Annotated in this window: 25 protein-coding genes; 17 read left to right on the top strand and 8 right to left on the bottom strand. The window is 67.9% G+C overall.

The genetic code is table 11. The annotated features are described in order from the left end of the window. Positions 1-63 precede the first annotated feature (63 nt). The 4 genes from ACCD11_RS10000 (at position 64) to ACCD11_RS09985 (ending at position 5,498) form a co-directional block, all read left to right on the top strand. Entirely contained in the window at positions 64-1,857 is a 1,794-nt protein-coding gene (locus ACCD11_RS10000) for a type I secretion system permease/ATPase (RefSeq protein ID WP_413313770.1), read from the top strand. Further along, positions 1,854-3,578, top strand: coding sequence for a type I secretion system permease/ATPase (locus ACCD11_RS09995; RefSeq protein ID WP_413313733.1), 1,725 nt, complete (start codon positions 1,854-1,856; stop codon positions 3,576-3,578). The genes ACCD11_RS10000 and ACCD11_RS09995 overlap by 4 nt, the downstream gene beginning before the upstream one ends. Positions 3,579-3,622: 44 nt before the next feature. Next, positions 3,623-4,990, top strand: a complete 1,368-nt coding sequence (locus ACCD11_RS09990) for an HlyD family type I secretion periplasmic adaptor subunit (protein ID WP_413313732.1) — start codon at positions 3,623-3,625, stop codon at positions 4,988-4,990. A gap of 127 nt (positions 4,991-5,117) precedes the next feature. Then, the gene (locus ACCD11_RS09985; RefSeq protein ID WP_007836096.1) at positions 5,118-5,498 is read left to right on the top strand and encodes a cupin domain-containing protein; all 381 of its coding nucleotides are present in this window, start codon (positions 5,118-5,120) and stop codon (positions 5,496-5,498) included. Between the two features lie 102 nt (positions 5,499-5,600). Here ACCD11_RS09985 and ACCD11_RS09980 read toward each other — a convergent pair whose 3' ends face one another. From ACCD11_RS09980 to ACCD11_RS09965, 4 genes are all read right to left on the bottom strand, one after another. Further along, positions 5,601-5,822 (bottom strand): oxidoreductase-like domain-containing protein, encoded by a 222-nt coding sequence (locus ACCD11_RS09980; protein WP_007836097.1) that lies wholly within the window; start codon positions 5,820-5,822, stop codon positions 5,601-5,603. Positions 5,823-5,930: 108 nt separating this feature from the next. Then, positions 5,931-6,827 (bottom strand): lipid A hydroxylase LpxO, encoded by an 897-nt coding sequence (gene lpxO, locus ACCD11_RS09975; protein ID WP_007836098.1) that lies wholly within the window; start codon positions 6,825-6,827, stop codon positions 5,931-5,933. 93 nt (positions 6,828-6,920) lie between these two features. After that, complete coding sequence (locus ACCD11_RS09970; RefSeq protein WP_413313731.1) at positions 6,921-7,322, bottom strand: OsmC family protein; 402 nt, start codon at positions 7,320-7,322, stop codon at positions 6,921-6,923. Positions 7,323-7,347: 25 nt separating this feature from the next. Continuing rightward, on the bottom strand, positions 7,348-7,815 hold the full coding sequence (locus ACCD11_RS09965; protein WP_007836101.1) for a winged helix-turn-helix transcriptional regulator: 468 nt from the start codon (positions 7,813-7,815) through the stop codon (positions 7,348-7,350). Between the two features lie 128 nt (positions 7,816-7,943). On the opposite strand from ACCD11_RS09965, the gene ACCD11_RS09960 reads away from it, so the two are divergent. Beyond that, the gene (locus tag ACCD11_RS09960; RefSeq protein WP_413313730.1) at positions 7,944-9,245 is read left to right on the top strand and encodes a D-amino acid dehydrogenase; all 1,302 of its coding nucleotides are present in this window, start codon (positions 7,944-7,946) and stop codon (positions 9,243-9,245) included. Positions 9,246-9,257: 12 nt separating this feature from the next. On the opposite strand, the gene ACCD11_RS09955 is transcribed toward ACCD11_RS09960, so the two are convergent. Beyond that, the gene (locus ACCD11_RS09955; RefSeq protein ID WP_413313729.1) at positions 9,258-10,340 is read right to left on the bottom strand and encodes a Rieske 2Fe-2S domain-containing protein; all 1,083 of its coding nucleotides are present in this window, start codon (positions 10,338-10,340) and stop codon (positions 9,258-9,260) included. 334 nt (positions 10,341-10,674) lie between these two features. On the opposite strand from ACCD11_RS09955, the gene ACCD11_RS09950 reads away from it, so the two are divergent. The 8 genes from ACCD11_RS09950 (at position 10,675) to ACCD11_RS09915 (ending at position 18,731) form a co-directional block, all read left to right on the top strand. Beyond that, the gene (locus ACCD11_RS09950; RefSeq protein ID WP_007836107.1) at positions 10,675-11,700 is read left to right on the top strand and encodes an ABC transporter substrate-binding protein; all 1,026 of its coding nucleotides are present in this window, start codon (positions 10,675-10,677) and stop codon (positions 11,698-11,700) included. After that, entirely contained in the window at positions 11,697-12,224 is a 528-nt protein-coding gene (locus ACCD11_RS09945) for a nucleoside deaminase (RefSeq protein ID WP_413313727.1), read from the top strand. The genes ACCD11_RS09950 and ACCD11_RS09945 overlap by 4 nt, the downstream gene beginning before the upstream one ends. A gap of 124 nt (positions 12,225-12,348) precedes the next feature. Then, positions 12,349-13,179, top strand: a complete 831-nt coding sequence (locus ACCD11_RS09940; protein ID WP_007837292.1) for an urease accessory protein UreD — start codon at positions 12,349-12,351, stop codon at positions 13,177-13,179. A 106-nt stretch (positions 13,180-13,285) separates the two neighbouring features. After that, a complete protein-coding gene (locus ACCD11_RS09935) occupies positions 13,286-14,188 on the top strand; it encodes an iron-containing redox enzyme family protein (protein ID WP_413313726.1) in 903 nt (300 codons plus the stop codon). Continuing rightward, positions 14,185-15,129: a methyltransferase gene (locus ACCD11_RS09930; RefSeq protein ID WP_007837290.1), complete on the top strand. Its 945-nt coding sequence runs from the start codon at positions 14,185-14,187 to the stop codon at positions 15,127-15,129. The genes ACCD11_RS09935 and ACCD11_RS09930 overlap by 4 nt, the downstream gene beginning before the upstream one ends. After that, positions 15,129-16,223 carry a hypothetical protein gene (locus ACCD11_RS09925; RefSeq protein WP_413313725.1) on the top strand — a complete coding sequence of 365 codons (1,095 nt, stop codon included), beginning with the start codon at positions 15,129-15,131 and terminating at the stop codon, positions 16,221-16,223. Before ACCD11_RS09930 ends, ACCD11_RS09925 begins: the two co-directional genes overlap by 1 nt. An 8-nt stretch (positions 16,224-16,231) precedes the next feature. Continuing rightward, positions 16,232-17,059: a GNAT family N-acetyltransferase gene (locus ACCD11_RS09920; protein WP_413313724.1), complete on the top strand. Its 828-nt coding sequence runs from the start codon at positions 16,232-16,234 to the stop codon at positions 17,057-17,059. A gap of 124 nt (positions 17,060-17,183) precedes the next feature. After that, complete coding sequence (locus tag ACCD11_RS09915) at positions 17,184-18,731, top strand: diguanylate cyclase domain-containing protein (protein ID WP_413313723.1); 1,548 nt, start codon at positions 17,184-17,186, stop codon at positions 18,729-18,731. A gap of 27 nt (positions 18,732-18,758) precedes the next feature. Here the strand turns inward: ACCD11_RS09915 and ACCD11_RS09910 are convergent, their stop codons facing one another. After that, a complete protein-coding gene (locus ACCD11_RS09910; RefSeq protein ID WP_413313722.1) occupies positions 18,759-19,631 on the bottom strand; it encodes a LysR substrate-binding domain-containing protein in 873 nt (290 codons plus the stop codon). A gap of 107 nt (positions 19,632-19,738) precedes the next feature. On the opposite strand from ACCD11_RS09910, the gene ACCD11_RS09905 reads away from it, so the two are divergent. From ACCD11_RS09905 to metC, 4 genes are all read left to right on the top strand, one after another. Beyond that, positions 19,739-20,329 (top strand): hypothetical protein, encoded by a 591-nt coding sequence (locus tag ACCD11_RS09905; RefSeq protein WP_413313721.1) that lies wholly within the window; start codon positions 19,739-19,741, stop codon positions 20,327-20,329. An 81-nt stretch (positions 20,330-20,410) separates the two neighbouring features. Next, the gene (locus ACCD11_RS09900; RefSeq protein ID WP_413313720.1) at positions 20,411-21,994 is read left to right on the top strand and encodes a rhodanese-like domain-containing protein; all 1,584 of its coding nucleotides are present in this window, start codon (positions 20,411-20,413) and stop codon (positions 21,992-21,994) included. Positions 21,995-22,051: 57 nt separating this feature from the next. Further along, on the top strand, positions 22,052-23,062 hold the full coding sequence (locus tag ACCD11_RS09895; RefSeq protein ID WP_413313719.1) for a Bug family tripartite tricarboxylate transporter substrate binding protein: 1,011 nt from the start codon (positions 22,052-22,054) through the stop codon (positions 23,060-23,062). A gap of 45 nt (positions 23,063-23,107) precedes the next feature. Further along, a complete protein-coding gene (gene metC, locus ACCD11_RS09890; protein ID WP_413313718.1) occupies positions 23,108-24,355 on the top strand; it encodes a cystathionine beta-lyase in 1,248 nt (415 codons plus the stop codon). On the opposite strand, the gene ACCD11_RS09885 is transcribed toward metC, so the two are convergent. Next, positions 24,328-24,603, bottom strand: a complete 276-nt coding sequence (locus ACCD11_RS09885) for a hypothetical protein (protein ID WP_413313716.1) — start codon at positions 24,601-24,603, stop codon at positions 24,328-24,330. The genes metC and ACCD11_RS09885 overlap by 28 nt on opposite strands. Before the next feature lie 159 nt (positions 24,604-24,762). Continuing rightward, positions 24,763-25,182: a sel1 repeat family protein gene (locus tag ACCD11_RS09880; protein ID WP_413313715.1), complete on the bottom strand. Its 420-nt coding sequence runs from the start codon at positions 25,180-25,182 to the stop codon at positions 24,763-24,765. Positions 25,183-25,264: the final 82 nt, after the last annotated feature.

The following is a 25,264-nucleotide window of genomic DNA, read 5'->3' as shown; positions in this document are numbered from 1 at the left end:
AACGCGGCCCCCTTCTCACCCCGCCTGTGCTCGGGCGTACTGATGTCGAACCTGCGAGGTGGTATGAAGCCTCAGGAAAAGTCTGGCGAGTTGCGGCAGGCGGTGACAACGCTCCGCGCCTACTTCGTGCGGGCGGCCTGGTTCAGTGTTTGCTCCGGCCTTTTGCTGCTGGCGCCGAGCGGGTACATGCTGGAGGTGTATGGGCGAGTGGTGAACAGCCGCAGCCCGCTCACGCTGGCCATGCTGACATTGCTGGTCCTGGCCGCTTACTGCCTGATGGAAATACTCGACTGGGCACGCGCGGAGGTGATGTATCGGGCCGGACAGAAACTGGATCGGAAGATGCGGGACCGCGTGTTCTGCGCCATCTTCGAAGCGGGTCTCAAGCGGCTGCCGGGCGGGACCGTGCAGCCTCTCAACGACCTTCGGACCTTGCGGGAGTTCCTGTATTCACCGCCGTTGCTGGCGTTGATGGAAGCGCCGGTCTCGCTGGTCTTCGTGGGGCTGATGTTCACCATCAGCCCGGTGCTGGGCCTGTCGGCCGTCGTGGGCTCGCTGCTGCAGGTGTTCGTCGGGTGGATCAACGACCGGAGCACGCGGCCGCCGCTGGTGTCGGCCAATCGCAGTGCGATCGAAGCGCAGCAGTATGCGGACGCCGCGTTGAGAAACTCGCAGGTCATCGAGTCGATGGGCATGCTGCCGGACGTCCATCGCCGCTGGATGGACAAGCGACGCGATTTCCTGCAGCGCGAGGCCATCGCTTCGGACCGTGCCGGGGCCTATCAGGCCGTCAGCAAGTTCCTGCAGGTCGCCATGGGTTCCCTGTTGCTCGGCCTGGGTGCCTGGCTGCTGCTGAAGAACCAGCTCAACGGCGGCGCCGGAATGATGGTCGTCGGCTCGATCCTGGGCGGCCGGGCCCTGGCGCCGCTGGTGCAGCTCGTGACGCAATGGCGCGCGGTGGTGAATGCCTGCGATGCATGGCAGCGTCTGGACAGCCTGTTGGGCGTCATTGCCCAAAGACCGGACACGATGTCCTTGCCGCCGCCCAAAGGCGCGCTTCAAGTCGAAAGCCTCGTTGCCGGCGCTCCGGGCAACGGTCCGGCCATTCTGAAGAACGTGGCCTTCGGCCTGGTGCCCGGCGAGGTGCTCGCCGTCGTGGGGCCTTCTGCCGCGGGGAAGACGACCCTGGCACGCCTGATCGTCGGCCTCTGGCCCGCGACGAGCGGCAAGGTGCGGCTGGACGGCGCGGACGTTTTCGCGTGGGACAAGAGCGAACTCGGCCCGCACATCGGCTATCTGCCCCAGGACGTGGAATTGCTCGAGGGCACGGTGGCCGAGAACATCGCGCGCTTCGGGGAGGTGCGGCCTGCGAAGGTCGAGGCGGCAGCTTTGGCCGTCGATCTGCACGCCTGCATCGCGGGCCTTCCGCTGGGCTACGACAGCCCGATCGGCCCCGAAGGGACCATGCTGTCGGGCGGGCAGCGGCAGCGGGTCGCATTGGCGCGCGCGATCTACGGCGAGCCCGCGCTGGTGGTGCTCGATGAACCGAATTCGAGCCTCGACGACGCTGGCGACGCCGCATTGGCGGCTGTCATTTCGAAGCTCAAGGCGCGCGGCACGACATTCGTCGTCATGACGCACCGCTCCAGCGTGCTGGCCGTGGCGGACAAGATGCTGGTGCTGTGCGACGGCGCGATGCAGGCATTCGGCGCACGCGACGAGGTCCTGGCTGCGCTGCGGCAAGCCGGTGAGCAGGCGGTGGACCGGATGCGCAAGGCGGCCAACAGTCCCGTACCGAAGCCGCGCGATGCCGCAACCGCTGCGAGCGCCGCGCTTCAGACGAATCCACTGCCATGAAGAAACCTCCGCTCTTCAACCGCAGCGAACTGGGGCGCGCCCTCTGGGGTTTCCGCAGGGAGTTCCTGCTGGTCGGAATGCTGAGCTTCCTGACCAATCTGCTCATGCTCGCGCCGACCATCTACATGCTGCAGCTGTTCGACCGCGTGCTGGCCAGTCAAAGCGAACTCACCCTGCTCGCGGTTTCCTTGATCACCATGTTCCTTTTCTGTGCGCTGGCCTTGTCGGAATGGCTGCGCTCGCGCCTGCTGGTGCGGGCCAGCCTGCGCTTCGACCGGCAACTGAGCACCCGGGTGTTCAACGGGAGCTTCCAGGCCTATCTCGGCCAGTCGACATCCACCGCGTCCAGACCGTTCGCAGACCTGAACCAGATCCGCCAGTTCCTGACCGGCCTGGGCATCTTTGCGCTCTTCGATGCACCTTGGACGCCGATCTACATCGCGGTGATCTTCTTTCTTCATCCCTGGCTCGGTGTCCTGGCGCTTTGTTTCGCCCTGGTCCAGGCCGCACTGGCCTGGTTCGGCCAGAGGAAGACCGTCGCGCCATCGGAAGCGGCCCTGAAAGCCGCGAGCGAGACGATGAGCGACCTGCAGAGCAAGCTTCGAAACATCGAGGTGCTCGAATCGATGGGCATGGTCGCCAACCTGCAAGAGCGTTGGAATCGCCAGCACGCGGCCTGCATGGACAAGAGCGCTTCCGCGCACGGCTTTGTCAATCGCGTCACCGGCTGGAGCAAATTCATACGCTACAGCCAACAGTCGCTCGCGCTGGGGGCGGGGGCGCTGCTGGTGATCGATGGACAGTTGTCGGCAGGCGCGATGATTGCGGCGAACGTGCTGATGGGCCGCGCCCTCGCGCCCATCGACCAGCTGCTCGGCGCGTGGCGTGGGTTTGTCTCCTGCCGTGCCGCACTCGAACGTCTTGAGAAACTGCTGGCCGACTTCCCCGAGCAGGCGCCTGTCCCTTCCCGAGCCGCGCCCACCGGCGAGATCAGCCTGCAAGGCGTCTTTGCGGAGGCCGCAGGGCGCACGACCCCCATCCTGAAGAACATTTCGTTTGCGGTCCCCGCGGGAACCGTGGTCGCGGTGCTGGGACCTTCCGGCTCGGGCAAGTCCACGCTGGTGAAGGTGATGGTCGGAATCTGGACGGCATCCCGTGGCGCGGTGTTGCTCGACGGCGTGCCGATCCGGGGCTGGAATCGTCTCGAACTGGGCCCGCATCTTGGCTATTTGCCGCAGGACGTCGAATTGTTCGGGGGCTCCATTGCCGAGAACATTGCGCGGCTCGGCGAGGTCGACTCGCGCAAGGTCATCGAGGCGGCATCCAGCGCCGGCCTGCACGAGACGATCCTGCGCTTTCCCAAGGGCTACGACACCCCCATCGGGGACGCAGGGCGCCTACTTTCCGGGGGACAGAGGCAGCGCATCGGGCTGGCCCGGGCGCTCTATGGCGACCCATCGCTCATCGTTCTGGACGAGCCGAATGCCAACCTGGACGATGCTGGGGAAGCAGCGCTGCTGCGAGCCATACGCGAGCTGAAGGCCAAGGGGACAACGGTGTTCCTGGTGACCCACCGCCAGGGCGCGGTGGCCGTGGCCGACCGTCTCCTAGTTCTGGGCGATGGCGAACTGACGGCAGACGGACCGCGCGATGCCGTGCTCGCGTCTTTTCGTCGCCCTCGGACCGACGTGCGCCCGGCGGCCTTGGTGCAGTCGGCCTGATCCGGCGCCGTCCTGTCCTCGATTCATCTCGCAGGGAGTCCCAAATGGCCAAACCGAACCTTCTCAGAGACGTGAGTTCCATCCCCTCGCCGATCGAGGACGATCGATCGCAGGATGCCAATGGACTCGGAAACGAGTTGGGACGCGCAGGGCGAATCGGCGCATGGGCCTTGGTCGCAGGATTCGGCGGGTTTCTGCTGTGGGCCGCATTTGCTCCGCTGGACGAGGGCGTGCCGAGCCAGGGGCAGGTCGCCATCGACACGAAGCGCAAGGCGGTCCAGCACCAGGTCGGAGGCATCCTCAAGGAGGTGCGGGTCGGCGAAGGCGATCAAGTCCAGGAAGGCCAGTTGCTGTTCAAGCTCGATGACGCCGCGGCCAAGGCGAGCTTCGAAACGGTGCGGCAGCGCTACCTGGGGTTTCGCGCCATACAAGGCCGCCTGCTGGCCGAGCAGGGGGGACAGGACGCCATCGAATTCCATCCGGACTTGCAGGCGGCTGCGGCGGACCCGCTGATCCGGCAACAGATGTTCAACCAGGAGCAACTGCTCAGGTCGCGCCGCGCCGCCTTGCGCGCCGACCTGCAATCGATCGAAGAGAACATCCAGGGCCAGCAAGCTTTGTCCCAAGCCTACGCAAGCATGTTGAGCAGCCGCCGAACCCAGCTTTCGCTTCTCGACGAGGAACTGACCCAGACACGCAAGATGGTTGCCGAAGGCTATGTCCCGCGCACTCGCCAGCTGGAGATGGAACGCCAGGCAGCGGAATCGAGCACCTTCATTGCCGAACTCATCGGCAACATGGGCCGGGCCCGGCGGTCGGTCGCGGAGCTTCGCCAGCGCGCCATTGCCAGGCAGCAGGAATATCACAAGGAAGTGGAGACGCAGCAGGCGGAAGTCAGCCGCGAGGTGCTTGGAGACTTCGAGAAGTTTCTTGCCTTGCGGGACGAACTGGGCCGCACCGAGATCCGTTCGCCCGCTTCGGGCCAGGTGGTGGCGCTGGTGGCGCAGACCGTGGGTGGCGTGATCGCGCCGGGGCAAAAGCTGATGGATGTGGTGCCTGCCAACGAGCCCTTGCTGCTTGAAACGAGAGTGCCACCCCATCTGATCGACCGCGTCCACGCCGGCATGCCGGTGGACGTGCGTTTCTCGACGTTTGCCCATTCTCCGCAGCTCGTGGTGCAGGGCAAGCTGGTTTCGGTATCCGCCGATCTCTTGACGGACGCCCAGACCAACACGAGCTATTTCCTCGCGCGGGTGGCAGTGACGCAGGAGGGCCTGAGGAAGCTGGGCAAACGCTCGCTGCAGCCGGGCATGCCGGTCGAGGTGGTCTTCAAGACGGGGGAACGCTCACTGCTCGTCTACCTCCTGCATCCGCTCACCAAGCGCATCGCAGCCTCCATGAAGGAAGAATGATCGGTAAAGAAAACACTGCTTCCAGGTCACCGCACGCGTGGCCCAGGACTACTATTCAATCGTTCACGTGCGGCTTGGCACGAGGCTGCCGCGAACCAGTTGCTCACTTCGTGCAAGGAGAGTAGCGATGGCAAGTCCAATGAATGTCAACAAGCTTCAGACGAAATCCCATGACGAACCGGACGAGGTTCGGGAGCCTGAAAAGACCCGGGTCGAAGTGGTCCGTCTCGAGGGGTACACGCTCGGACGCTTCAAGTTCGAGCCCGGGTGGCGCTGGTCGAAGTGCATCAAGCCGGTCGTGGGCACGGACAGTTGCCAGGTGGCTCACGTCGGGTATGCGGTTTCCGGTCGAATCACCGTGCAAATGAATGACGGCTCGCAGGCTGTCATCAAGGAAGGCATGTCGTACACCATCCCGCCGGGTCACGACGCGTGGGTCGAAGGCAACGACTCGTTCGTCGGCCTCGAGGTGATGAGCGCAGAGGAATACGCAAAGCCCAAGAGCTGACCCAGGGCGGGAGGCCTCAGGGGCAGAAATTTTGGGGATGATCGAACGGGGATGCGATCGCGAGCGCCCCTTGCCGCGGCCAGGGGCGCCACGTCCGAGCCTTCAACCGAGCATCAGCGAGGCCTCGTCGCGCCAGTAGGCCACGGCGGCAAGCCAGCCCTCCCATACACAGCCGTTGCAGCCGCGACCGCAGCAGGTGGTGGGCTCGGACGGCGGCGCACGCATCGCAAGCCCCGCAGCATCGAGCAATGCCTGCACGCGCGCGATGAGCGCTTGCGCGCCTGCGAGGTTCGTGGGTTCGGGCAGCCGGTCGATGGCGTTCACGGGCGGCAGATCTTCATGCGTCGGGGTTCGATTCGAGCCGAGGGGAAGGCCAATCCTTCACCGCCTTTGGCGTTCAGCAAAGGCCGCGAGAGGCCGGCCCTGGTGGCCCTACCAGAAGATCCAGAGCGCCAGGCCGCCGAAGATGGCCCACTTCACGAGGTAGTACGCCCGCTTGTCCCACGCCTTCAGGCGCTTGCCGATCACGCGGATCTGGTAGATGTATTTGAACGCGCGGTTGATGCCGCCGGTCTTATCGCCCACGTCGTTGGGCGAACTCGCGGCGGCCAGCAGGTTCTTTGCGAACCAGCGGTTCACGGCGCTGGCCCAGCGGTACTTCAGCGGGCGCTCGATGTCGCAGAACAGGATCACGCGGTCGTGGTCGGTGGTGTTCTCGGCGTAGTGAATGAAGGTCTCGTCGAACACCACGGCCTCGCCGTCGCGCCAATGGTAGCGCTGGCCGTCCACGTCGATGTAGCAGCCTTCGACGCCCGGCGTCCACAGGCCCAGGTGGTAGCGCAGCGAACCGGCGAAGGGATCGCGGTGGCGCACCAGGCGGCTGCCCGGGGGCAGTTCGGCGAACATGGCGGCCTTGATGGTGCCGATGCCCTTCAGCAGTTCGGTGGTGCGCGGGCACAGCACGGCGGCCGAGGGATGCGCCTCGTCGTACCACTTCAGGTAGAAGCGCTTCCAGCCGCTCTTGAAGAAGGAGTTGAAGCCCACGTCGTTGAACTGGCTCGATGCCTTGATGCTGCCGCCATTGCGCATGGCCAGCGCTTCCTCGCGGATGACCTCCCAGTTCTCTTCGAGCACGCGCATCTCGGGGAACTGCGCGGGCGACAGGTACGGTGTACCCGGCACCTTCGAGAAAAGGTACATGAAGACGTTCAGCGGAGCGAGGAAGGTCGAGTGGTCGGAGAGCTGCCTGAAGAAGCGATGCCGCACCTGGCCGCGGAAATGAACGTAGAGCGCACTGAGCGCGAAGATGGCGAGAATGACCCACTTCATTGTTGAAAGTGTCCTGTAAACGGCACCGGCTAGTGTAAATCCTTGCCCCAAAACGGACCTGACCACGCCTTTTGGCCGTGCGGCACTTGGCGCTCAGTCCGCCCAGCCGGTCTCGATCTCGGTCTTCACCTCGGTCATGAGCTTGTGCACCGGGCACTTGCCCGCCACGCGCAGCAGTTCGTCGCGCTGCGCTTCGCTCAGGTCGCCGCTCAGGCGCAGGCCCGACTTGAGGCGGTAGACACCCTTGCGCTCCTCGCTGGCGTCGCGGTCGACCACGACCTCGATGTCTTCCACCGGGATGCCCTTGCGGCGCGCGTAGATCAGCACCGTGAGCGCCTTGCATGCGGCGAGCGAAGCGTCGTACAGGTCATGCGGCTCGGGGCCCGCGTCGCTGCCGCCGCCCGCGGGCGAGGCGTCGACCGGCATCTCGTGGTTGCGGATCTTGAGGATGTGGCGCGTGCCGGTGGTGCCGTCGCGGCGAATCGAAATGGTCATGCATGTCCTTGAATGAGGTGTGTGCTCAGCGGTCGACCGCCAGCATCAGCGTTTCCTTGATTTCTTCCATCACCACGTAGCTGTGCGACTCGGCCGCCACCGGCAGCTTCTTTAGGATGTCGCCCAGCAGGTGCCGGTACTCGCTCATGCCGCTCAGGCGCGCCTTCACGAGGTAGTCGAAGCTGCCCGACACCAGATGGCATTCGAGCACCTCGGGCATGTGCAGCAGCTCCTTGCGCACCTTGTCGAACACGTCGCCCGACTTGGCGGAGAGCTTGATCTCGACGAACACCAGCAGCGTCTTGCCCAGTGCCTCGGGCGACACGTGCGCGTGGTAGCCGGTGATGACGCCGTCGCGCTCCATGCGCTTCACGCGCTCGGCGCAGGGCGAGGCCGACAGGCCGATGTGCTCGGCCAACTCGGTCATGGAAACGCGGCCCTGGCGCTGCAAAAGGTCGAGGATGCGGCGGTCGATTCGGTCGAGTTCGGGCATTTCACTTCTGGCGCGGCGTTGGACGATGAGTCTCAGTGAATTTCACTGCCAATTCACTGAAAACGATGGAATCCACTGCATTGTGCACTTTAGATTCCACTCATTCCATCTGAATCGGCGAATACACCATGAAAGTCATCGTTCTCGGCGGCGGCGTGATCGGCACCACCACGGCCTACTACCTCGCGCGCTCGGGCGCCGAGGTCACCCTGCTCGACCGGCAGGCCGGCCCCGCCGAGGAAACCAGCTTCGGCAACGCCGGCCAGGTGTCGCCGGGCTACTCCACGCCGTGGGCCGCGCCGGGCATTCCGCTGAAGGCGATCAAGTGGATGTTCAAGAAGCACGCGCCGCTGTCGATCCGCCCCGACGGCACGCTGTTCCAGCTGCGCTGGATGGCCGCGATGCTGCGCAACTGCTCGCCCGAGGCCTATGCCGTGAACAAGGAACGCATGATGCGCGTGGCCGAATACAGCCGCGGCTGCCTGCAGCAATTGCGCGCCGACACCGGCCTGCAGTACGAGCAGCGCACCGGTGGCACGCTGCAGCTGTTCCGTACGCAGGCCCAGCTCGACGCGGTGCAGCGCGACATCGCGGTGCTCGAGGAATGCGGCGTGCCCTACGAACTGCTCGACCGCGACGCCCTCGCCCGCGTCGAGCCCGCATTGGCCGGCGCGCGCGACCGCCTCACGGGTGGCCTGCGCCTGCCCAACGACGAAACCGGCGACTGCCACCTGTTCACGCGCGGCCTCGCCGAGATCGCCCGCAGCCTGGGCGTCGACTTCCGCTTCGGCCAGACCATCGACGCGCTGGAAACCGACGGCGGCCGCATCACCGGCGTGCGCACCACCGCCGGCAAGATCCTCACGGCCGACCGCTACGTGATGGCCTTCGGCAGCTACTCGCGCGCCGCCATCGCCTCGCTGGGCCTCGACATCCCGGTGTACCCGGTCAAGGGCTATTCGCTGACCGTGCCGCTGCTCGACGAATCGCTCGCGCCGCAATCGACGGTGCTCGACGAGACCTACAAGGTGGCCGTCACGCGTTTTGACAACCGCATCCGCGTGGGCGGCATGGCCGAGCTCGGCGGCTTCGACCTGCGCCTGAACCCCGCACGCCGCGCCACGCTCGAGAAGGTGGTGACCGACCTGTTCCCCGGCGGCGACGTGCCCCGCGCCAGCTTCTGGACCGGCCTGCGCCCGATGACGCCCGACAGCACGCCCATCGTCGGCGGCACGCGCTATGCCAACCTGTTCCTCAACACCGGCCACGGCACGCTGGGCTGGACCATGGCCTGCGGCTCGGGCAAGCTCATCTCCGACATGGTGATGGGCCAGCGCCCGGAGATCCGCACCGATGGCCTTGCGATGGACCGCTACGAACAGGGCTCGTCGCACGCAACGCGCCCGAACCCGGCGACTGCCCCGGCTTGATGCGGAGGCCGCTCAGGCGGCCTTTGCAATCGGAATCACGGCACTGCTCATGCCGCGATAAACCTCCGCCTCGCCATGCTTCGCCAGCAGCTGCATCAGGTGCTTGCGAATCAGCATGCCGGGCCGATCCGATTCCATCGAATACTCCACGCCGCGCCGCCGCGTATCGACCAGCGCATCGGGGTCGGTCGATTCGAGGATGTCCTTGTCCTCGCGCGTCACCGCGTCGTCGAAGTCGATCAGCATCTGCGCCGTGCAGTCAGCCTCTGTGTCGTTGCGGAACAGCCATTGGCACAGCTGCATGCGGCCGTCGTCAATGGGCGTGAAGCAGTTGATGATGATGTGGCGCACGCCGCTCGGGTACTCGATGTCGAGCCGGCGCGAGAACGGCAGGTAATACGCGTTGCGCATGTGGCGCGTGGTGATCGGATCGGTCACGCCACTGATCGCATGGAACTTCACCGGGTTGGCCGCATCGATGACCGTCTCCGCGTAGAAGCCCGACTCGTTCTCCACCAGTTCGTACTTGCTCGGCTTCGGGCTCGCGGCCACGCCGAAGGTGGCACGGTGCACGAAGCTGAAGTGCGAGTTGTCGAAGGAATTCTCCAGCGCGCGCATCGGGCTGGTCTGCCACTCTTCGTAGAACTGGAAGATCGTGCGGTAGCCCGGGTCGTCGAACTCCGCAATGGCCGGGATGTCGGCAATGGGCTCCTCGAGCGCCACCCACGCATAGCCATAGCGCGCCGTGCAGCGGTAGGCCGTGGTGCGGTACTCGGGCGAGATCTTGCGGTCGGGCTCGTACTGCGGAATGCGGATGACCTGGCCGCTGCGGTCGTAGGTCCAGCCGTGGTAGCCGCACTGGATAGCGCCGGTGCCGCAGGTCCGGCCTTCTCCGTCCACGCACCAGCCCTTCGAGAGCTTCGCGGTGCGGTGGCAGCAGCGGTCCCGCAGCGCGGCTGGCTGGCCGTCGGCGTCGATGAAGAGAACGATGTCTTCGCCCAGCAGCCTGAAAGGCTTCGGGCCGCCGGCCAGTTCGGCGAGCGGCATGACGGCATGCCAGAACTTGCGGAAGACGGGTTGTTGGGTGACGAGCATGCGCGGACTCCTTCGGTGGTCGTGTGGGGGACGAACTGAAAGAGCAATTTCCTGCCATCGACGGGAACCGTCGCGTGGCTGAACGCTTCTACTCTGCGCAACCTGCTTTGCAAATTGCGCGCCCGGATTGTGGCGCGGCTTCCTGGTCGGCGCACGTTTTCCCTTGCAATGCCCGAGCAAAATCCCTTGGCATGCGTCGTGCATGACCCACCGCAAGAGTAGAAGCGTTCAGCAGCGCACGCACCACGAACGTGCGCCCGCCCGGAAATTGCTCTTGAAACGCCCGCCGCATTTTTGCGGAGGGATTCAAGAACCGAAGCTTCCGAGGCCCCACATGCAACGTCGATCCTTCCTCGCGGCCAGCGCCGCCACCCTTGCCGCTCCCGCCGTCTTCGCGCAGGGCGGCGCCAGGCTCACCCCGCTCAAGTTCACGCTCGACTTCCGCATCAACGGCCAGACCGCGCCCTTCTTCCTCGCGCAGACCAAGGGCTACTACAGGGACGAGGGGCTCGACGTGAGCATCGACACCGGCGCCGGCTCGGTGGCCTCCATCACCCGCATTGCCAGCGGCGTCTACCAGCTCGGCCTGGGCGACATCAGTTCGCTGGTCGAGTTCAATGCGCAGAACCCCGGCACGCCGATGGTGCAGGCCGTGTACCAGTACTACAACCGCGCACCGTTCGCGATCATCGGCCGCAAGGACCGCGGCGTGACCGGCGATTTCAAGAGCCTCGCGGGCAAGAAGGTGGCGGCCGCCGCCGTCGAATCGACCCGCCGTGCATGGCCCCTGGTCGCGCGCAAGCAGGGCATGCGCGCCGACGCCTTCCAGTGGCAGACCACCGACTTCAGCGCGCGCGACAACGTGATGGTGCGCGGCGACGTCGATGCCGCCACCTACTTCCACGACTCGGCCGTGTCGCTGTTCGCGCGCATGAAGCCCGAGGAACTGTCGGTGCTCAAGTACGCCGACGCGGGCGTCAATCTGTACGGCAACGCGATCCTTGCGGGCAGCAATCTCATCGCGCAGAACCCGAAGGTGGTCGCGGCCTTCCTGCGCGCGAGCAACCGCGCCATCGTCGAGACTTTTTCCAATCCGGCGCCGAGCATCGCGGCCATGCGCCAGCGCGAGCCCATCCTCGATGAGAAAATCGAACTCGAGCGCTGGGGCATCACCGCGCAGTACGTGGGCGCGGCCGACACGCGCGATCATGGCCTCGGCGACATCCGGAAGCTCTTGCTCGAACAGCAGGTCGACGAAGTGGCCGATGTCTTCGGCCTCAAGATCAAGCCCGCGTCCGACGCCATCTTCAATACTTCGATGCTTCCATTGCGCATCGAACGCTCCCTTCCCAAAGCATGAATTTCCACAGCGACACCCACACCGTCAACTATCCCGCCGAAACAGCACTCGATGAACGCGACGGCCGCTATCTGCGCAAGGCCATCGTCTGGTCGCACGCGGCGCGCCGCCGGGGCAACCGCCCCTTCGGCTGCGTCATCGTCTCGGCCGCCGGCGAAGTGCTGGCCGAAGCCGGCAACAGCAATACCGAGACCGGCGACTGCACGGCGCATGCAGAAATCAATGCGCTGCGCGCGCTGGCCGAGCGCAAGCTCCCGCGCGAGGAACTCGCGGGCGCCACGCTCTATGCCTCGGGCGAACCCTGTGTGATGTGCGCCGGCGCGATCTTCTGGTCGAACATCGGCCGCGTGGTGTTCGGCATCGATGCCGAGCGCCTGCGCGTGTTCCGCGGCGAGCGGCAGGACCAGCGCGATGCCGAGCTGTCGTGCCGCGATGTGTTCCGCGCCTCGCCACACCCGATCGAATGCATCGGGCCGGCACTCATCGACGAAGCGAGTGCCGCGCACGACGGCGCCTGGAAGTAGGGCTCGCCCCCAGGCTTCGCGCACTTCGTGTCGCTTCGCCAACCCCCTACCGGGGGCAACACCGGCGGCCCGGCGAAGCCGGTTCCGCGGTGTTCCACGAAAACACCCCGACTAGACTCCGCGAATGCCCTGGCACGCCCGTCTCCATCTCTCCTACCAGCGGGAATCCGCCCGCACCGTCGCCCGCTTCCGCCATGACGGCCCGCTGCGCATCCTGCAGAGCCTGTACCCCGAGGGCGACGCCGTCTGCCACAACGTGCTCGTGCATCCGCCGGGCGGCCTGGTGGGTGGAGACACGCTCGACCTCGGCATCGAGGCCGCCGACGGCAGCCATGGCCTGATCACCACGCCCGGCGCCTCGCGCTTCTACCGCTCCGAAGGCGAGCTGGCGCTGCAGCGCACGCGCATCCGCCTCGCAGCCGGCGCGCGGCTCGAATGGCTGCCGCTCGAAGCCATCTGCTACAGCGGCTGCCAGGCAGAGAACCGGCTTTCCATCGAGATCGAGCCCGGCGCCGAGCTGATCGGCTGGGACATCACTGCGCTCGGCCTGCCGAATGCCAACCAGCCCTTCGAGCGCGGCAGCTACCTGCAGCACATCGAGGTGCCCGGCGTGTGGCTGGAGCGCGGACGCATCGACGCGGCCGACCACCGGCTGCTGCAAAGCCCCATTGGCCTCAACGGCCACCGCTGCCTGGCCTCGCTGTTCTTCGTGGCGGGCTCGCCGGTAGCGCGCGCCCGGCGCGAGGCCCTGCTGGCGCACGCACGCTCACTGCTCGAAGCGAGCCCGCTGTTCGGCAGCGCAGGTGCTACCAGCCCGCATGCCGAAGTGGTCGTGCTGCGCGTGCTCGCGCCCGTGGTCGAGCCCGCGATGCAGTTGCTGCGGCAAGTCTGGCAGGCATGGCGCGGCGAGCTGTGGCAGCTGCCTGCGGCCACGCCGCGCATCTGGGCGACCTGAGCCCGATCTTCGCCCCTGGGGCCAATCTGTAGGCGCCGTCTGACGGACAGCCGCTTTGCAAAGGCGCACGCTGCCTCTTTTGCCCAGCGGATGACGAGGATCGGCCATGTCTCCAGACAACGCCCCGAACGCCCACACCCACGCGGAAACGCAGCTTCATCGGCATCTGGCGCACTTCAACGCCGCACGGCTGAAGTTCGGCAGCCCGTCGCCCCACTGGCAGGAAGAGCTCGCCCGAGAGCATGAATGCCGCCTGATCGAAGGCAGGTACCTCGAAGCCCTGCGCACCACGGTGCAGGTGGCGGCATCGGCCTCGGCCGGCAATGCGGACCATTTCGCCAACTGGTTCGCGTCGCTCGCGCGCACGGGCCCCGGCCAGCATCACCCGCTGTTCGACCGGCTGGCTCAAGAAGCCACCCTGCCGCAGATGCGCTGGTTCCTCACGCAGGAGGCCGCAGGCGAAGCGGGCTTCGAAGACCTGCTGGCCTGCACCCAGGTCAAGCTGCCGCCGCAGCCCAAGCTCGAATGCGCGCGCAACTTCTGGGACGAGATGGGCCATGGCAAGCGCAGCGCCATGCACGGCCAGATGCTGGAGCACATGGTGCGCGAACTCGACCTGCATCCGGCCATCGACACCACCGTATGGGAGTCGCTCGCGCTGGCCAACACCATGGTCGGGCTGGCGACCACGCGGCGCTACGCGTACCACGCCGTCGGCGCGCTCGGCGTCATCGAGCTCACGGCCCCCGGGCGGGTGAAGCAGGTGGCGGCCGGCATGCGCCGCCTGGGCCTGAGCGGCCGTGCGCGCGCCTACTTCGACCTGCATGCGGCGCTCGACGTGTCGCACTCGCGCGCGTGGATACGCGAGGTGATCCGGCCGCTGGTCGAGGCCGATCCGTCCTGCGGGCAGTTCATCGCCGAGGGCGCGCTGATGCGGCTCGTTTGCGGAGAGCGCTGCTTCGCGCGCTACACCGCCGAACTGCAACAAACCGAGGAGGTCGCCGCATGATGAACGCAGCCGGCGTGCTGCGCCAGGTGGCGGCCACGGGCTATCGCTTCACGACCGTCACGCCCTTGACCCACCAGCGCGTGCTCGCGCGGCGCGGGCGCGAGCCGGGAGCGACGCTGCGCGATATCTTCGGCTGGAACCTGCCGTTCGAAGCGGGCACCGTGCCGCCGGAACTGCTGGCCGGCATGGAGCAGGCCGGCATCGTGCGCCGCACAGGGTCGCTGCTGCGCAGCACGGTGCGCATCGCCAGCCTCGGCGACGACCTGTTCTTTCACTCGGCCTACCCGACGGTCGAGGAGAACGCCGTGTTCTTCGGGCCCGACACGCATCGCTTCGGGCGTTTCATCCGCTATGCGCTGAACCCGCGCAAGACAAAGCAGCCGCTGCGCGTGCTCGACGTGGGCTGCGGCAGCGGCGCGGGCGGCATTGCGATGGCGCGGGCGCTGGCGGCGATGGACACGCCCTGCACGATCGTGATGAACGACATCAATCCGCTGGCGCTGGAGTACACGGCCGTCAATGCGGAGGCCGCCGGCATCCCTGTGACGCTCGCGCAGGGCGATGCGCTGTCGGCGGTCGAAGGCGACTTCGACCTCATCGTGTCGAATCCGCCCTACCTCGACGATGCCGCGCAGCGCGCCTACCGCCACGGCGGCGCGCGGCTCGGGCGGGCGCTCGGCGTGCGCATCGCGGCCGAGTCGCTGAAGCGGCTGGCGCCGGGCGGGCAGCTGCTGCTCTACACCGGCGTGGCGATGGTCGATGGCGAAGACCCGTTCCTTGCCGAGATACGGCCGCTGCTCACCGCGCCGGGTTTCGAGTGGTCGTATGCCGAGATCGATCCCGACGTGTTCGGCGAGGAACTGGAACGCCCGGTGTATGCGCACATCGACCGCATCGCCGCCGTCGGGCTCGTTGCCACGCGCACAGCGGAGGCCGCGTGATGGCCGCCGGACTCGACCTCGGCGCCGACACCGCGCGGCTCGCCGTGGTGCGCGAATGCAGCGTGCTGGAGCGCATGCCCAAGTGGCTCATCTGCGTGCCGCTGGTGGTGCAGTGGCTGTGGCTGTCGCTGCGCTACGGCGGTGCCACCTTGCCGTCGGCGGCCAACCCGCATCTCACCTCGGGCGGACTGGTGGGCGAAGGCAAGCTCGAATACTTCCGCGGCATGGGGCCGCTGGCGCGCTCGCTCACGGCCGACTACTGCGCGGTGTTCAACGATGGCACGGCGAACGAAGACTCGTTGCGGCGAATCATGGCTGAGAACGGCCTCGCATTCCCCGTCGTCGCCAAGCCCGACCTGGGCCTGTGCGGCTACGGCGTCCGCCTGCTGCCCGACATGGCTGCGCTGCGGGCGTACCTGGCCGCCTTTCCTTCCGGCGAAACGGTCGTGCTGCAACGCTACCTGCCGCAGGAAGGCGAGGCAGGCATCTTCTACGCACGCGATCCCGTCACCGGCGAGGGCCGCATCATCGGCCTCGCGCTGCGCTACTTCCCGCGCGTGACGGGCGACGGCCGCAGCACCGTGGCGCAGCTCGTGGCGGCCGACGTGCGCGCGCGCCGCATCGCGCGCTCGCCGCGCCACGAATGCAGCGTGCCATCCGAGAGCGTGCCGGCCGCCGGCCAGCAGGTTCGGCTGGCCACCATCGGCTCGACCCGCGTCGGCGGGCTGTACCGCGACGGCGCGGCGCTCATCACGCCCGAGCTGGTGCGTGCCATCGACGCCATCGCGCGCGACATGCCCGACTTCCATTTCGGGCGCTTCGACGTGCGCTGCGAGAACCTGCGCGAACTCGGCGCCGGGCGCAGCTTCACCATCATGGAGATCAACGGCGCGGGATCCGAAGCCATCGAGGCCTGGGACCCCGACATCGGCGTGCTGCAGGGCTTTCGCATGGTCTTCGCCAAGCAGCGGCTGCTGTTCGCCATCGGGGCAGCGCAGCGCAAGGCCGGCGTACGGCCCATCGGCCTGCTCGCCCTCGCACGGCTCAACCGGCGGCAGAACCGCCTGGTCGACCGCTATCCGCCATCCAACTGAATTGCCGCATGCACATGGACATCACCGCTTCGCACGCCTTGCCCCGCCGTTCGCTCGCGCCGCTCGCTGCCGCGGCGCCCCTGCTGGAAACCCGCTGGGCCGATTGCGAGGAAGACGTGCGCGACGCCCAGCGCCTGCGCTTTCGCGTGTTCGCGCAGGAAATGGGCGCCCGTCTCGCGCCACCCGAAGGCACACCGCCCGGACTCGATGCCGACCGCTTCGACCCCTTCTGCGACCACCTGCTGGTGCATGCGGTGGACCCCGTGCACGGCCGCGGCCCGCTCATCGGCACCTACCGCGTGTTGACTCCGGAAGCAGCGCGCCGCGCGGGCGGCTTCTACACCGACACCGAGTTCGACCTGGCGCCGCTCGCGCCGCTGCGTGCGCGGGCGCTGGAGCTGGGCCGCTCGTGCGTGGATGCGGATTGGCGCTCGGGCAGCGTGATCATGGCGCTGTGGGCCGCGCTGGGGCAGTACATGGTCGACCACGCACTCGACACCATGATCGGCTGCGCCAGCATCGGGCTCGACGACCAGGGCCTGGCTGCCGCGCGGCTGTGGCACCAGCTGTGCCGCACGCACCTGGTCGAGCAGCGCTGGCGCGTGGAGCCACGCATCGCATTGCCGCTGGACACCGATGCAGAAGCCGATGCGGACAGCGACACCGCGCCTCCCGCCGCGCCGCCGCTCATCAAGGGTTACCTGCGCTGCGGCGCGCGCCTGCTCGGCCCGCCCGCGCTCGATGTCGCGTTCAACACCGCCGACCTGCCGATGATGCTGCGCGTGGACGACGTGTCGCCGCGCTACCGCCAGCATTTCTTCGGCGTCGCCGCGTGACGTTTCGGGCGCGATCACGGCGCGCCCGGGCGCTTGGGATACAGTCCCGCACCTCACGCCCTCACGCCCCACCGCCAGAGTGAACTTCAGAAAATCCGCCAACAGCCTTGTTGTTCGCCTGCTCATGATGGGCCTTTTGATGGCGGTGGTGGGAACCGCCGGCAGCTACATCCAGCTCAGCCGCTTCCTGCGGGAGGAGCTGACCCGATCGGTGGCGGTGCAGCAAACGGCGCTGGCCGCCTACGTGGCGCGCAACGTCGACAACTACCTGGGCGAGCGGTTGTCGTTCCTCGAACGCCTGGCGGCCACCCTGCCGCCGGAACTCCTGACGCAGCCCGACCGGCTGCGGGGATGGCTGGCGGAGCGCAGCACGCTGAGCCCGGTCTTTCCGCTCGGCCTGATGGTCGCGGACGCCACCGGCAAGCGGCTCGACGGTACGGGGCAGCTCGCAACGGACGGTTCGGAATTCGCGTCCGCGCGCGCAGGGCAGTCCGCGCCGGGCCGTCCGCGGGCCACAGCCTCCCGGCACTCGGTCTTGCCCATGGCCGTGCCCGTGCGCGACGCCGCCGGGCAGGTGGCCGCCGTGTTGCTCGGCACGGCGGACCTCTCGGCCGACGGCCTGCTCGACCATTTGCAACAGGGGCGCGTGGGCGAAGCAGGCGGCATCCTGGTGGTGTCGCCGCGCGACCGCATCTTCGTGGCCTCGACGGACGTCTCGATGTCCCTCACACCCACCCCGCCCGACGGCGTGAACCCGCTGCACGACCGCGCCATGGCGGGCTATCGCGGCAGCGGGACGACGCGCAATGCCAAGGGCATCGACGAAATCTCCGCCATCGCCTCGGTGCCGAACAGCGGCTGGTTCGTGGTGGCCCGGCTGCCCGTTTCGGAAGCGCTGGCCCCGGTGGGGCGCATGCAGACCTTCATCCTGCAGCAACGCGCACCCGCCGTGGCAGCGGTACTCATCGTGATCGGGCTGATCATGGCGTGGCTGCTGCGGCCGCTGCTGCGCGCCGCCGACCAGGCCGACCGGATGACCCGCGGCGAACTCGCGCTGACGCCGCTGCGGGTGGTGCGCGACGACGAGATCGGGTACCTGACGCAGGCCTTCAACCGGCTACTGGCCAAGCTGCTGGACAACCAGGAGGCCTTGGCGCGCCTGGCCCACCACGACAGCCTGACCGGCCTGCCCAACCGCAAGCTGCTCGACGAACGGCTCCAGCAGGCGCTGCTACGGGCCAAGCGGCATGCGCGCCAGATGGCCGTGCTCTACCTCGACCTCGACGGATTCAAGAAACTCAACGACACGCTCGGCCACGAGGCGGGCGACAAGGCGTTGCTGGAAATCGCGCAACGGCTGCAGGGCCTGGTGCGGCAGACCGACACGGTGGCGCGCATCGGGGGCGACGAATTCGTGCTGCTGGCCGCCGACTTCGAAAGCTCCGCGGAACAGGGCGCGACGACCCTGGCCCAGCGCTGCATCGACGCGATCGCCCGGCCGCTGCAACTGGAGACGGGGCATTGCGACACGGTCATCGGCGTATCGATCGGCATCGCCCTGGGCGACGGCAACGAAACGCCGCAAGACCTGCTCGCCACGGCCGACGCGGCCATGTACCGGGCCAAGCAGAGCGGACGCGGCAACTATGCAGTGACGCCGACGCCGCACTGAGCGCGGCATCATCCGCTGCCGCGGCCCCTACGCCGGCATGTCGGTGCGCGGCAGCCGAAGGTGCTTCTTCAGCGTCTCGAACACCTGCCGCGTGACCGGATTCACCACGTGGCTGCGCACGTAGAGGTAGTACGCCAGGTCGGGCAGCCGCGGCATGCCGTCGCCCGCGCCGAGCACGCGCAGGCCCGCGTCGAGCTGTTCCACGCCGCGGGCCGTCACGCCCAGCCCCGCACGCAGCGCAGCCTTGATGCCGATCAGGCTCGACGAGGTGTAGCGCGGCGTCCAGGCCACGCCCGCCGCGTCGAGCGCCTCGTGGCCGATGCGGCGGAAGATGCTGGGCCCGTCCGCCATGATGAGCGGCACCGGCTTGGCCGGGTCGTGCACGTAGCCCGCGGCGCACAGCCACACGGTGGGCGAGTTGCGCAGCACCACGCCGTCGAACTGCGCGTCGGCGCGGTTGGAGATGATCATGTCGACCTCGCCGCTCTTGAGCGAGGTCATCAGGTAGGGACTGCGGCCGATGTGGATGTCCAGCTGCAGCAGCGGCGAGGTGCGCGCCACCTCGGTCAGCAGCAGCGGCAGCATGGTCTCGGCCACGTCGTGCGGCGCGCCGATGCGCAGATTGCCTTCGAGCTGCCCCTGCCGCAGGCTGCGCAGCGCTTCGTCGTTCACCGCGAGCATGTGGTGCGCGTAGGTGAGCAGCCTCTCGCCGTGCTGCGTGAGCCGCTTCTGCCGGCCCTGCTTGGCGAACAGCGGGTGGCCGATCTGCTCCTCCAGCCGCTGCATCTGCTGCGTGATGGCCGACTGCGTGCGCCCGAGGTGCACAGCGGCGGCGGCAAAGCTCTGGTGGCTGACGACGGCCGCGAAGGAACGCAGCAGTTCGAGATCGAGCGTGGGCATGTATTAATTTTATTGAAGTGTTTCCTGCGCCAGCTGGATTGTTGCGTCACGCCCCCGTCACTACAGTGGATGCACACCGAACAGGCAACCCCACTGGAGAAAACCGCATGAGCACCCCATCCGAGCAACGCAGCCGGGCCGTCGAGGCGTCCATCGCCGACATGAAGAAGGCCATAGGCGGCGCTGAAGCCACCCGGGAAAAGCTCGACGTGGTGCTCGATTCGCTTCAAGGCCTGGCCGCGCACACCGAATACTGGGGCGCCGCCGACTTCCCGCCGCCCGAGGCGGGCGAGCACCAGGCCCGCTACCTCATCGCCGAAGATCCCGACCAGAGCTACGCGCTGTACCTGAACGTGATGCGCCCGGGCAAGAAAATCGTGCCGCACAACCACACCACCTGGGCCTGCATCGCGGCCGTGGAAGGCACCGAGCACAACCGCGTGTACGAGCGCACCGACGACCGCAGCGTACCGGGCGTGGGCAAGCTGAAGCAGACGGCTCTGGTCGTCGTCGCGCCGGGCAAGGGCATCGCGCTGATGCCCGAGGACATCCACTCGGTCGAGATCCAGGGCGAGCAGGTCATCCGCCACCTGCACATGTACGGCCGCGCGCTCGAAACGCTGAACCAGCGCACCGCCTACGACCTCGACGCGGGCACGTACCAGACCATGGGCATCGGCGTGCAGACGCGCCGCTAGCCGCGTTTTTTTCCGCTTCGCTTTCATGCGGGCCGCGCAGCGTGGCCTCGCAGGATTTCATTCGTCCCGACGACCCGCCTCATGACTTCCTCCATCGACCCGAAGACCCTCAAATCCTGGCTGCACGACGGCGGCGAGATCGCGCTGCTCGACGTGCGCGAGCACGGCCAGTACGGCGAGGCCCATCTGTTCTACGGCATTCCCCTGCCCTTCAGCCGGCTGGAGATCGATGCGCCGCGCCTCGTGCCGCGCCGCGGCGTGCGCGTGGTGGTGTACGACGAGGGCGACGCCGACGTGGCCGAGCGCGCCGCCGCGCGCCTCGCCGTGCTGGGCTACGGCAGCGTGCATGTGCTGCAAGGGGGCACTCGTGCCTGGAAGGCCGCGGGCTACGTGCTCTTCGCGGGCGTCAACCTGCCCTCGAAGACCTTCGGCGAACTGGCCGAGGAGGTCTATCACACACCCCGCGTCAGCGCCGGCCAGCTCGCGGAGATGCTCGCTCGCAAAGACAAAGTGGTTGTGCTCGACGGCCGCCCCGCCAGCGAGTTCCACAAGATGAACATCCCGGGCGCCACCTGCTGCCCCAACGGCGAGCTGGCCTACCGCGTGCGCCGGCTGGTGCCCGACACCACCACGCCCATCGTCATCAACTGCGCGGGCCGCACACGCAGCATCATCGGCGCGCAGACGCTCATCAACCTGGGGCTGCCCAACCCCGTCTATGCGCTGGAGAACGGCACGCAGGGCTGGTACCTTGCCGATCACACGCTGGAGCACGGCGGCACGCGGCGCTACGCCGACGACAGCGGCAACACCGACCTGCGCTCCGCCGCCAGGGCCCTGGCCGCCCGCTTCGACGTGCCGATGGTGAACGCGCAGGCCGTGCGGCAGTGGGCCGACGACGCAGAGCGCACCCTGTTCCTGTGCGACGTGCGCACGCCGGAAGAATTCGCAGCCGGCAGCCTGCCCGGTGCGCAGCACACGCCGGGCGGACAGCTGATGCAGGCGGGTGACCAGTACTTCGGCGTGCGCGGCGCACGGCTTGTGCTGTTCGACAACGACGGCGTGCGTGCGCCGACCATCGCGAGCTGGCTGCGGCAGATGGGGCACGACGCGAGCGTGCTCGAAGGCGGGCTGGCGAGCGGGCTGTCGCTCGCGCCTGCCGCCGCGCCCCGCGCGCCCGCGCTGCCCACCATCGATGCACAGGCGCTCGCCGCGCGCATCGAGCGCAACGAGGTGGCGGTAGTCGACCTGCGCGCCAGCATGCAGTTTCGCGCCGGCCACATCGCGCAGGCCCGCTGGTCGATCCGCCCCCGCCTCGCCCGCGACGTGGCGAACACCGAGACGCGCCAGCTCGTGCTGGTTGCCGACGACGCCCCGCTCGCGGCATGGGCCGCGGCCTCCGAGCTCGCGGGCTTGCCGAGCGCACCGCTGCTGCTGGCAGGCGGCATGGCCGCATGGCGCGCCGCCGGCCTGCCCGTCGAGGCCACGCCCGCGCTCCCCGCCGACGGCGACTGCATCGACTACCTGTTCTTCGTGCACGACCGGCACGACGGCAACAAGGAAGCCGCGCGCCGCTACCTCGCATGGGAGACAGGCCTCGTCGCGCAGCTCGACGCGCAGGAGCGCGCCGCCTTCCGCCTGCCCGCCGCCGCATCGCACGGCTGACATCCCCGGTTCCGCTTTCCGTTCGTCCTTGTCCGTTCCTATTCCAGGAGTTCCGCCATGCCGTTCGCCAGCCGCATCCCGCACATCGCCCGTTATGCCGTCGCCGCCGCATGGCTCGCGGCGCTCGCCCTGCAGCCAGCCGCCGCCGAACCGCTGGCGCCACGCAACGGCTTCCCCTCGCAGACGGTGAAGTTCATCTCGCCCTTTCCGCCCGGCGGCGGCAACGACGCGACGGCGCGCCTCGTCACCACACGCCTGCCGGAAATCATGGGGCAGGCGGCAGTGGTCGACAACCGCGGCGGCGCGGGCGGCAACATCGGCGCCAAGGCCGTGGCCGACGCCAGGCCCGACGGCTACACCGTGCTCACCTCGCAGGTGTCGATCATGGCCGTGAACCCCACGCTGTACGCGGCGCCGGGCTTCGACCCGATCAAGAACTTCATTCCCATCACGCAGATCAACGCCGCACCGCTCGCGCTGGTGGTGGACGCCAGCTCGCCCCTCAAGAGCTTCGCCGACCTCGCGACGAAGGCCAAGGCCAGCCCCGGCAAGGTGACCTATGCGACGCCCGGCAACGGCACGCTGTCGCACCTCGTCGGCGTGGTGCTGGCCAAGGACAACGGCGTGGAGATGACGCACGTGCCCTACAAGGGCGCCGGGCCGGCACTGACCGACCTGCTCGGCGGACAGGTCGACGTGCTGGTCACGTCCACCGCTTCGGTCGCCGGCCTCGTGCAGAACGGCAAGCTGCGCGTGCTCGCCGTGACCAGCCCGCGCCGCATCGGCGTGTTCTCGAAGGTGCCGACACTGGAAGAGCTGGGCTATGCCGGTGCGCGCTTCGAAGACTGGTACGGCTTCTTCGCGCCCGCCGGCACGCCGCCGGAACGCGTGGCCTACCTGAACGAAGCCATCGTGCGCACGCTGCATCTGCCCGAGGTGAGCAAGCTCGTGACCGACGGCGGCAGCGAGGTGGTGGCCAATTCGCCGGACGCCTTCGCGGCGCAGCTGCGCCAGGACATCGACCGCTGGTCGCGCATCGTCAAGCTTTCGGGTGCACGCGCCGACTGATTGACGCAACATGGCGGTCCAACCTCCCTTCGCCCCTCCCCAACCATGTCCGATTCGCACTCCGTCCCCGCCGGCCTGGCGCTCAATACCCGGCTCACACGCACCGGCAAGACGCCGTCATACGCCGGCGGATCGCCCGTCAACACGCCCCTGGTGCGCGCGAGCACCGTGCTGTTCGACAGCGTGGGCGCGATGCGCGACGCGCGGGCTAGGCGCGACGAGGAGCGCATCTTCAGCTATGGCGCACGCGGCACGCCGACCACCTTCGCGCTCGAGGATGCGGTGAGCGAACTCGAAGGCGCCTATCGCACACGGCTCTTTCCGACCGGCCTTGCCGCCATCGGCATGGTGCTGCTGTCGTACCTGAAGCCGGGCGACCACGTGCTGATGTCGGACAGCGTGTACGAGCCCACGCGCAATCTCGTGCATTCCTTCCTCGAGCCGTACGGTATCCGCAGCTCGTTCTTTGCAGCGGATGGCGGCGGCATCGGGGAACTGTTCGAGCCGAACACGCGGCTCGTGTATGCGGAGTGCCCCGGCTCGCTGGTCTACGAGATGTGCGACCTGCCCAAGCTCGCGGCACTGGCGCATGCGCGCGGCGCGCTGCTCGCGGCGGACAACACCTGGGGATCGGGCGTCCAATACCGCCCGCTCGCGCTGGGCGCGGACATCTCGACGATGGCCGCGACCAAGTACCTCTCGGGCCACTCGGACGTGATGATGGGCACCGTCGCCACGACCGAAGCCGCATGGCGCCCGCTCAACGAACGCTGCGATGCGTTCGGCATGACCGTGAGCCCCGACGACGCGTGGCTGGTGCTGCGCGGCATGCGCACGCTGTCGGCGCGGCTGCAGATGCACGAGCGGCATGCGCTGGAGGTGGCGCACTGGCTGCAGGAGCGGCCCGAGGTGGCGACCGTGTTCTGCCCGGCACTGCCACAGCACCCGGGGCACGACCTCTGGAAACGCGATTGCAAGGGCACGAACGGGCTGCTGTCCATCGAGCTGCAGCCAGGCATCGAAAGCGCGGCGGTCGAGCGCTTCGTCGATGCACTCACGCTGTTCGGGCGTGGCTCGTCATGGGGCGGCTATGAAAGCCTGGTGGCATGGACCAACATGCGTGCGGCGCGCAGCGTGACGGATTGGAGCGGGCGCGGGGCGGTGGTGCGGTTGCACATTGGCTTGGAGGCGCCCTCGGATCTGATGGCCGATCTGGAGCGCGGGTTTGCTGCAATGCAAACCCGGCAGCAGCACGGCGCGGACGCTCAAGCCCGGTCCGGGCGCTTCGCGTAGGCCAGGGCCAGCGCGAGCCCCACCACCGCCGCGGCGCCCAGCAGCTTCACCGGACTGCTCGTCAGGCTGCGCACGGCTCGACCGCACACGGCGCCCCAGCCCTCGCGCGCGGGAAACAGCAAGGCGCGTTCATGCGGCGTGAGTGCGCGCAGGGCGCTGGGGTTCTCCTCGTCCTCGAGAACGGCCTGGGACACATCGAGTTGCGTGACGTCCTCGGGATGGCGTGGGAGAGTCGTCGGCTTGCGCATGGTCAAGATCCTCGTAGCGGAATGATCGAGCCCCGAGCTTGCGCTGCCCCGCGGCCTTCGCCCATGCGCGGGCGCAGACGCTGCGAGTAGGCCAACTTCCCGCCTGCAGCGGCGAAATCTTCGCGAGCCCGTCGATGCGGGGCGCATTCATTCATTCATTCATTCGCAGGCGCGCTTCCCCGCAGGCGAGGCGCGCAGCCGGTTCAGGAAGGTCAGCTGCACCTTCGCCGTCTCGCTGCCCTGCATTGCCGCGCGGCGCATCCACGCCCCGGCCTCGCAGCGGTCGGCCTTCACGGCCGTGCCGTACAGCGTCGGGCCGGTCAGCAGCACCATGCCGAGCATCTCCTGCGCCTCGGCGTGGCCTTCGGTGGCGGCCTGCCGCAGCTGTACGAGCATCGCGCGGTAGTCGCGGTCGGCCTGTGCTTCGAGGGCCAGCTGGAAGCGCTGTTCCGCCTGCAGTTCGACGCCCGCATCCGAAGGACGCGCGGCGCTGAGCGCGGCCACCAGCAACAGCACACCCGACAGCAGCACGCGAAAGCGCAGCGACAGGCCGGTCATCTGGTTGAGTTCGGATGGCATCGATGTTCTCCACGAATAGTGTTGTCGTGCAGGCATCGTCGCGCGGTCGCGCCGAATGGAGAAGCCGGATTTCGCGCAGGCC

This window comes from Variovorax sp. Varisp36 (assembly GCF_047304235.1).
GTDB lineage: Bacteria > Pseudomonadota > Gammaproteobacteria > Burkholderiales > Burkholderiaceae_C > Variovorax.
The sequence above is the reverse complement of the archived record's forward strand: the minus strand, read 5'-3'. Positions and strand labels throughout refer to the sequence as shown.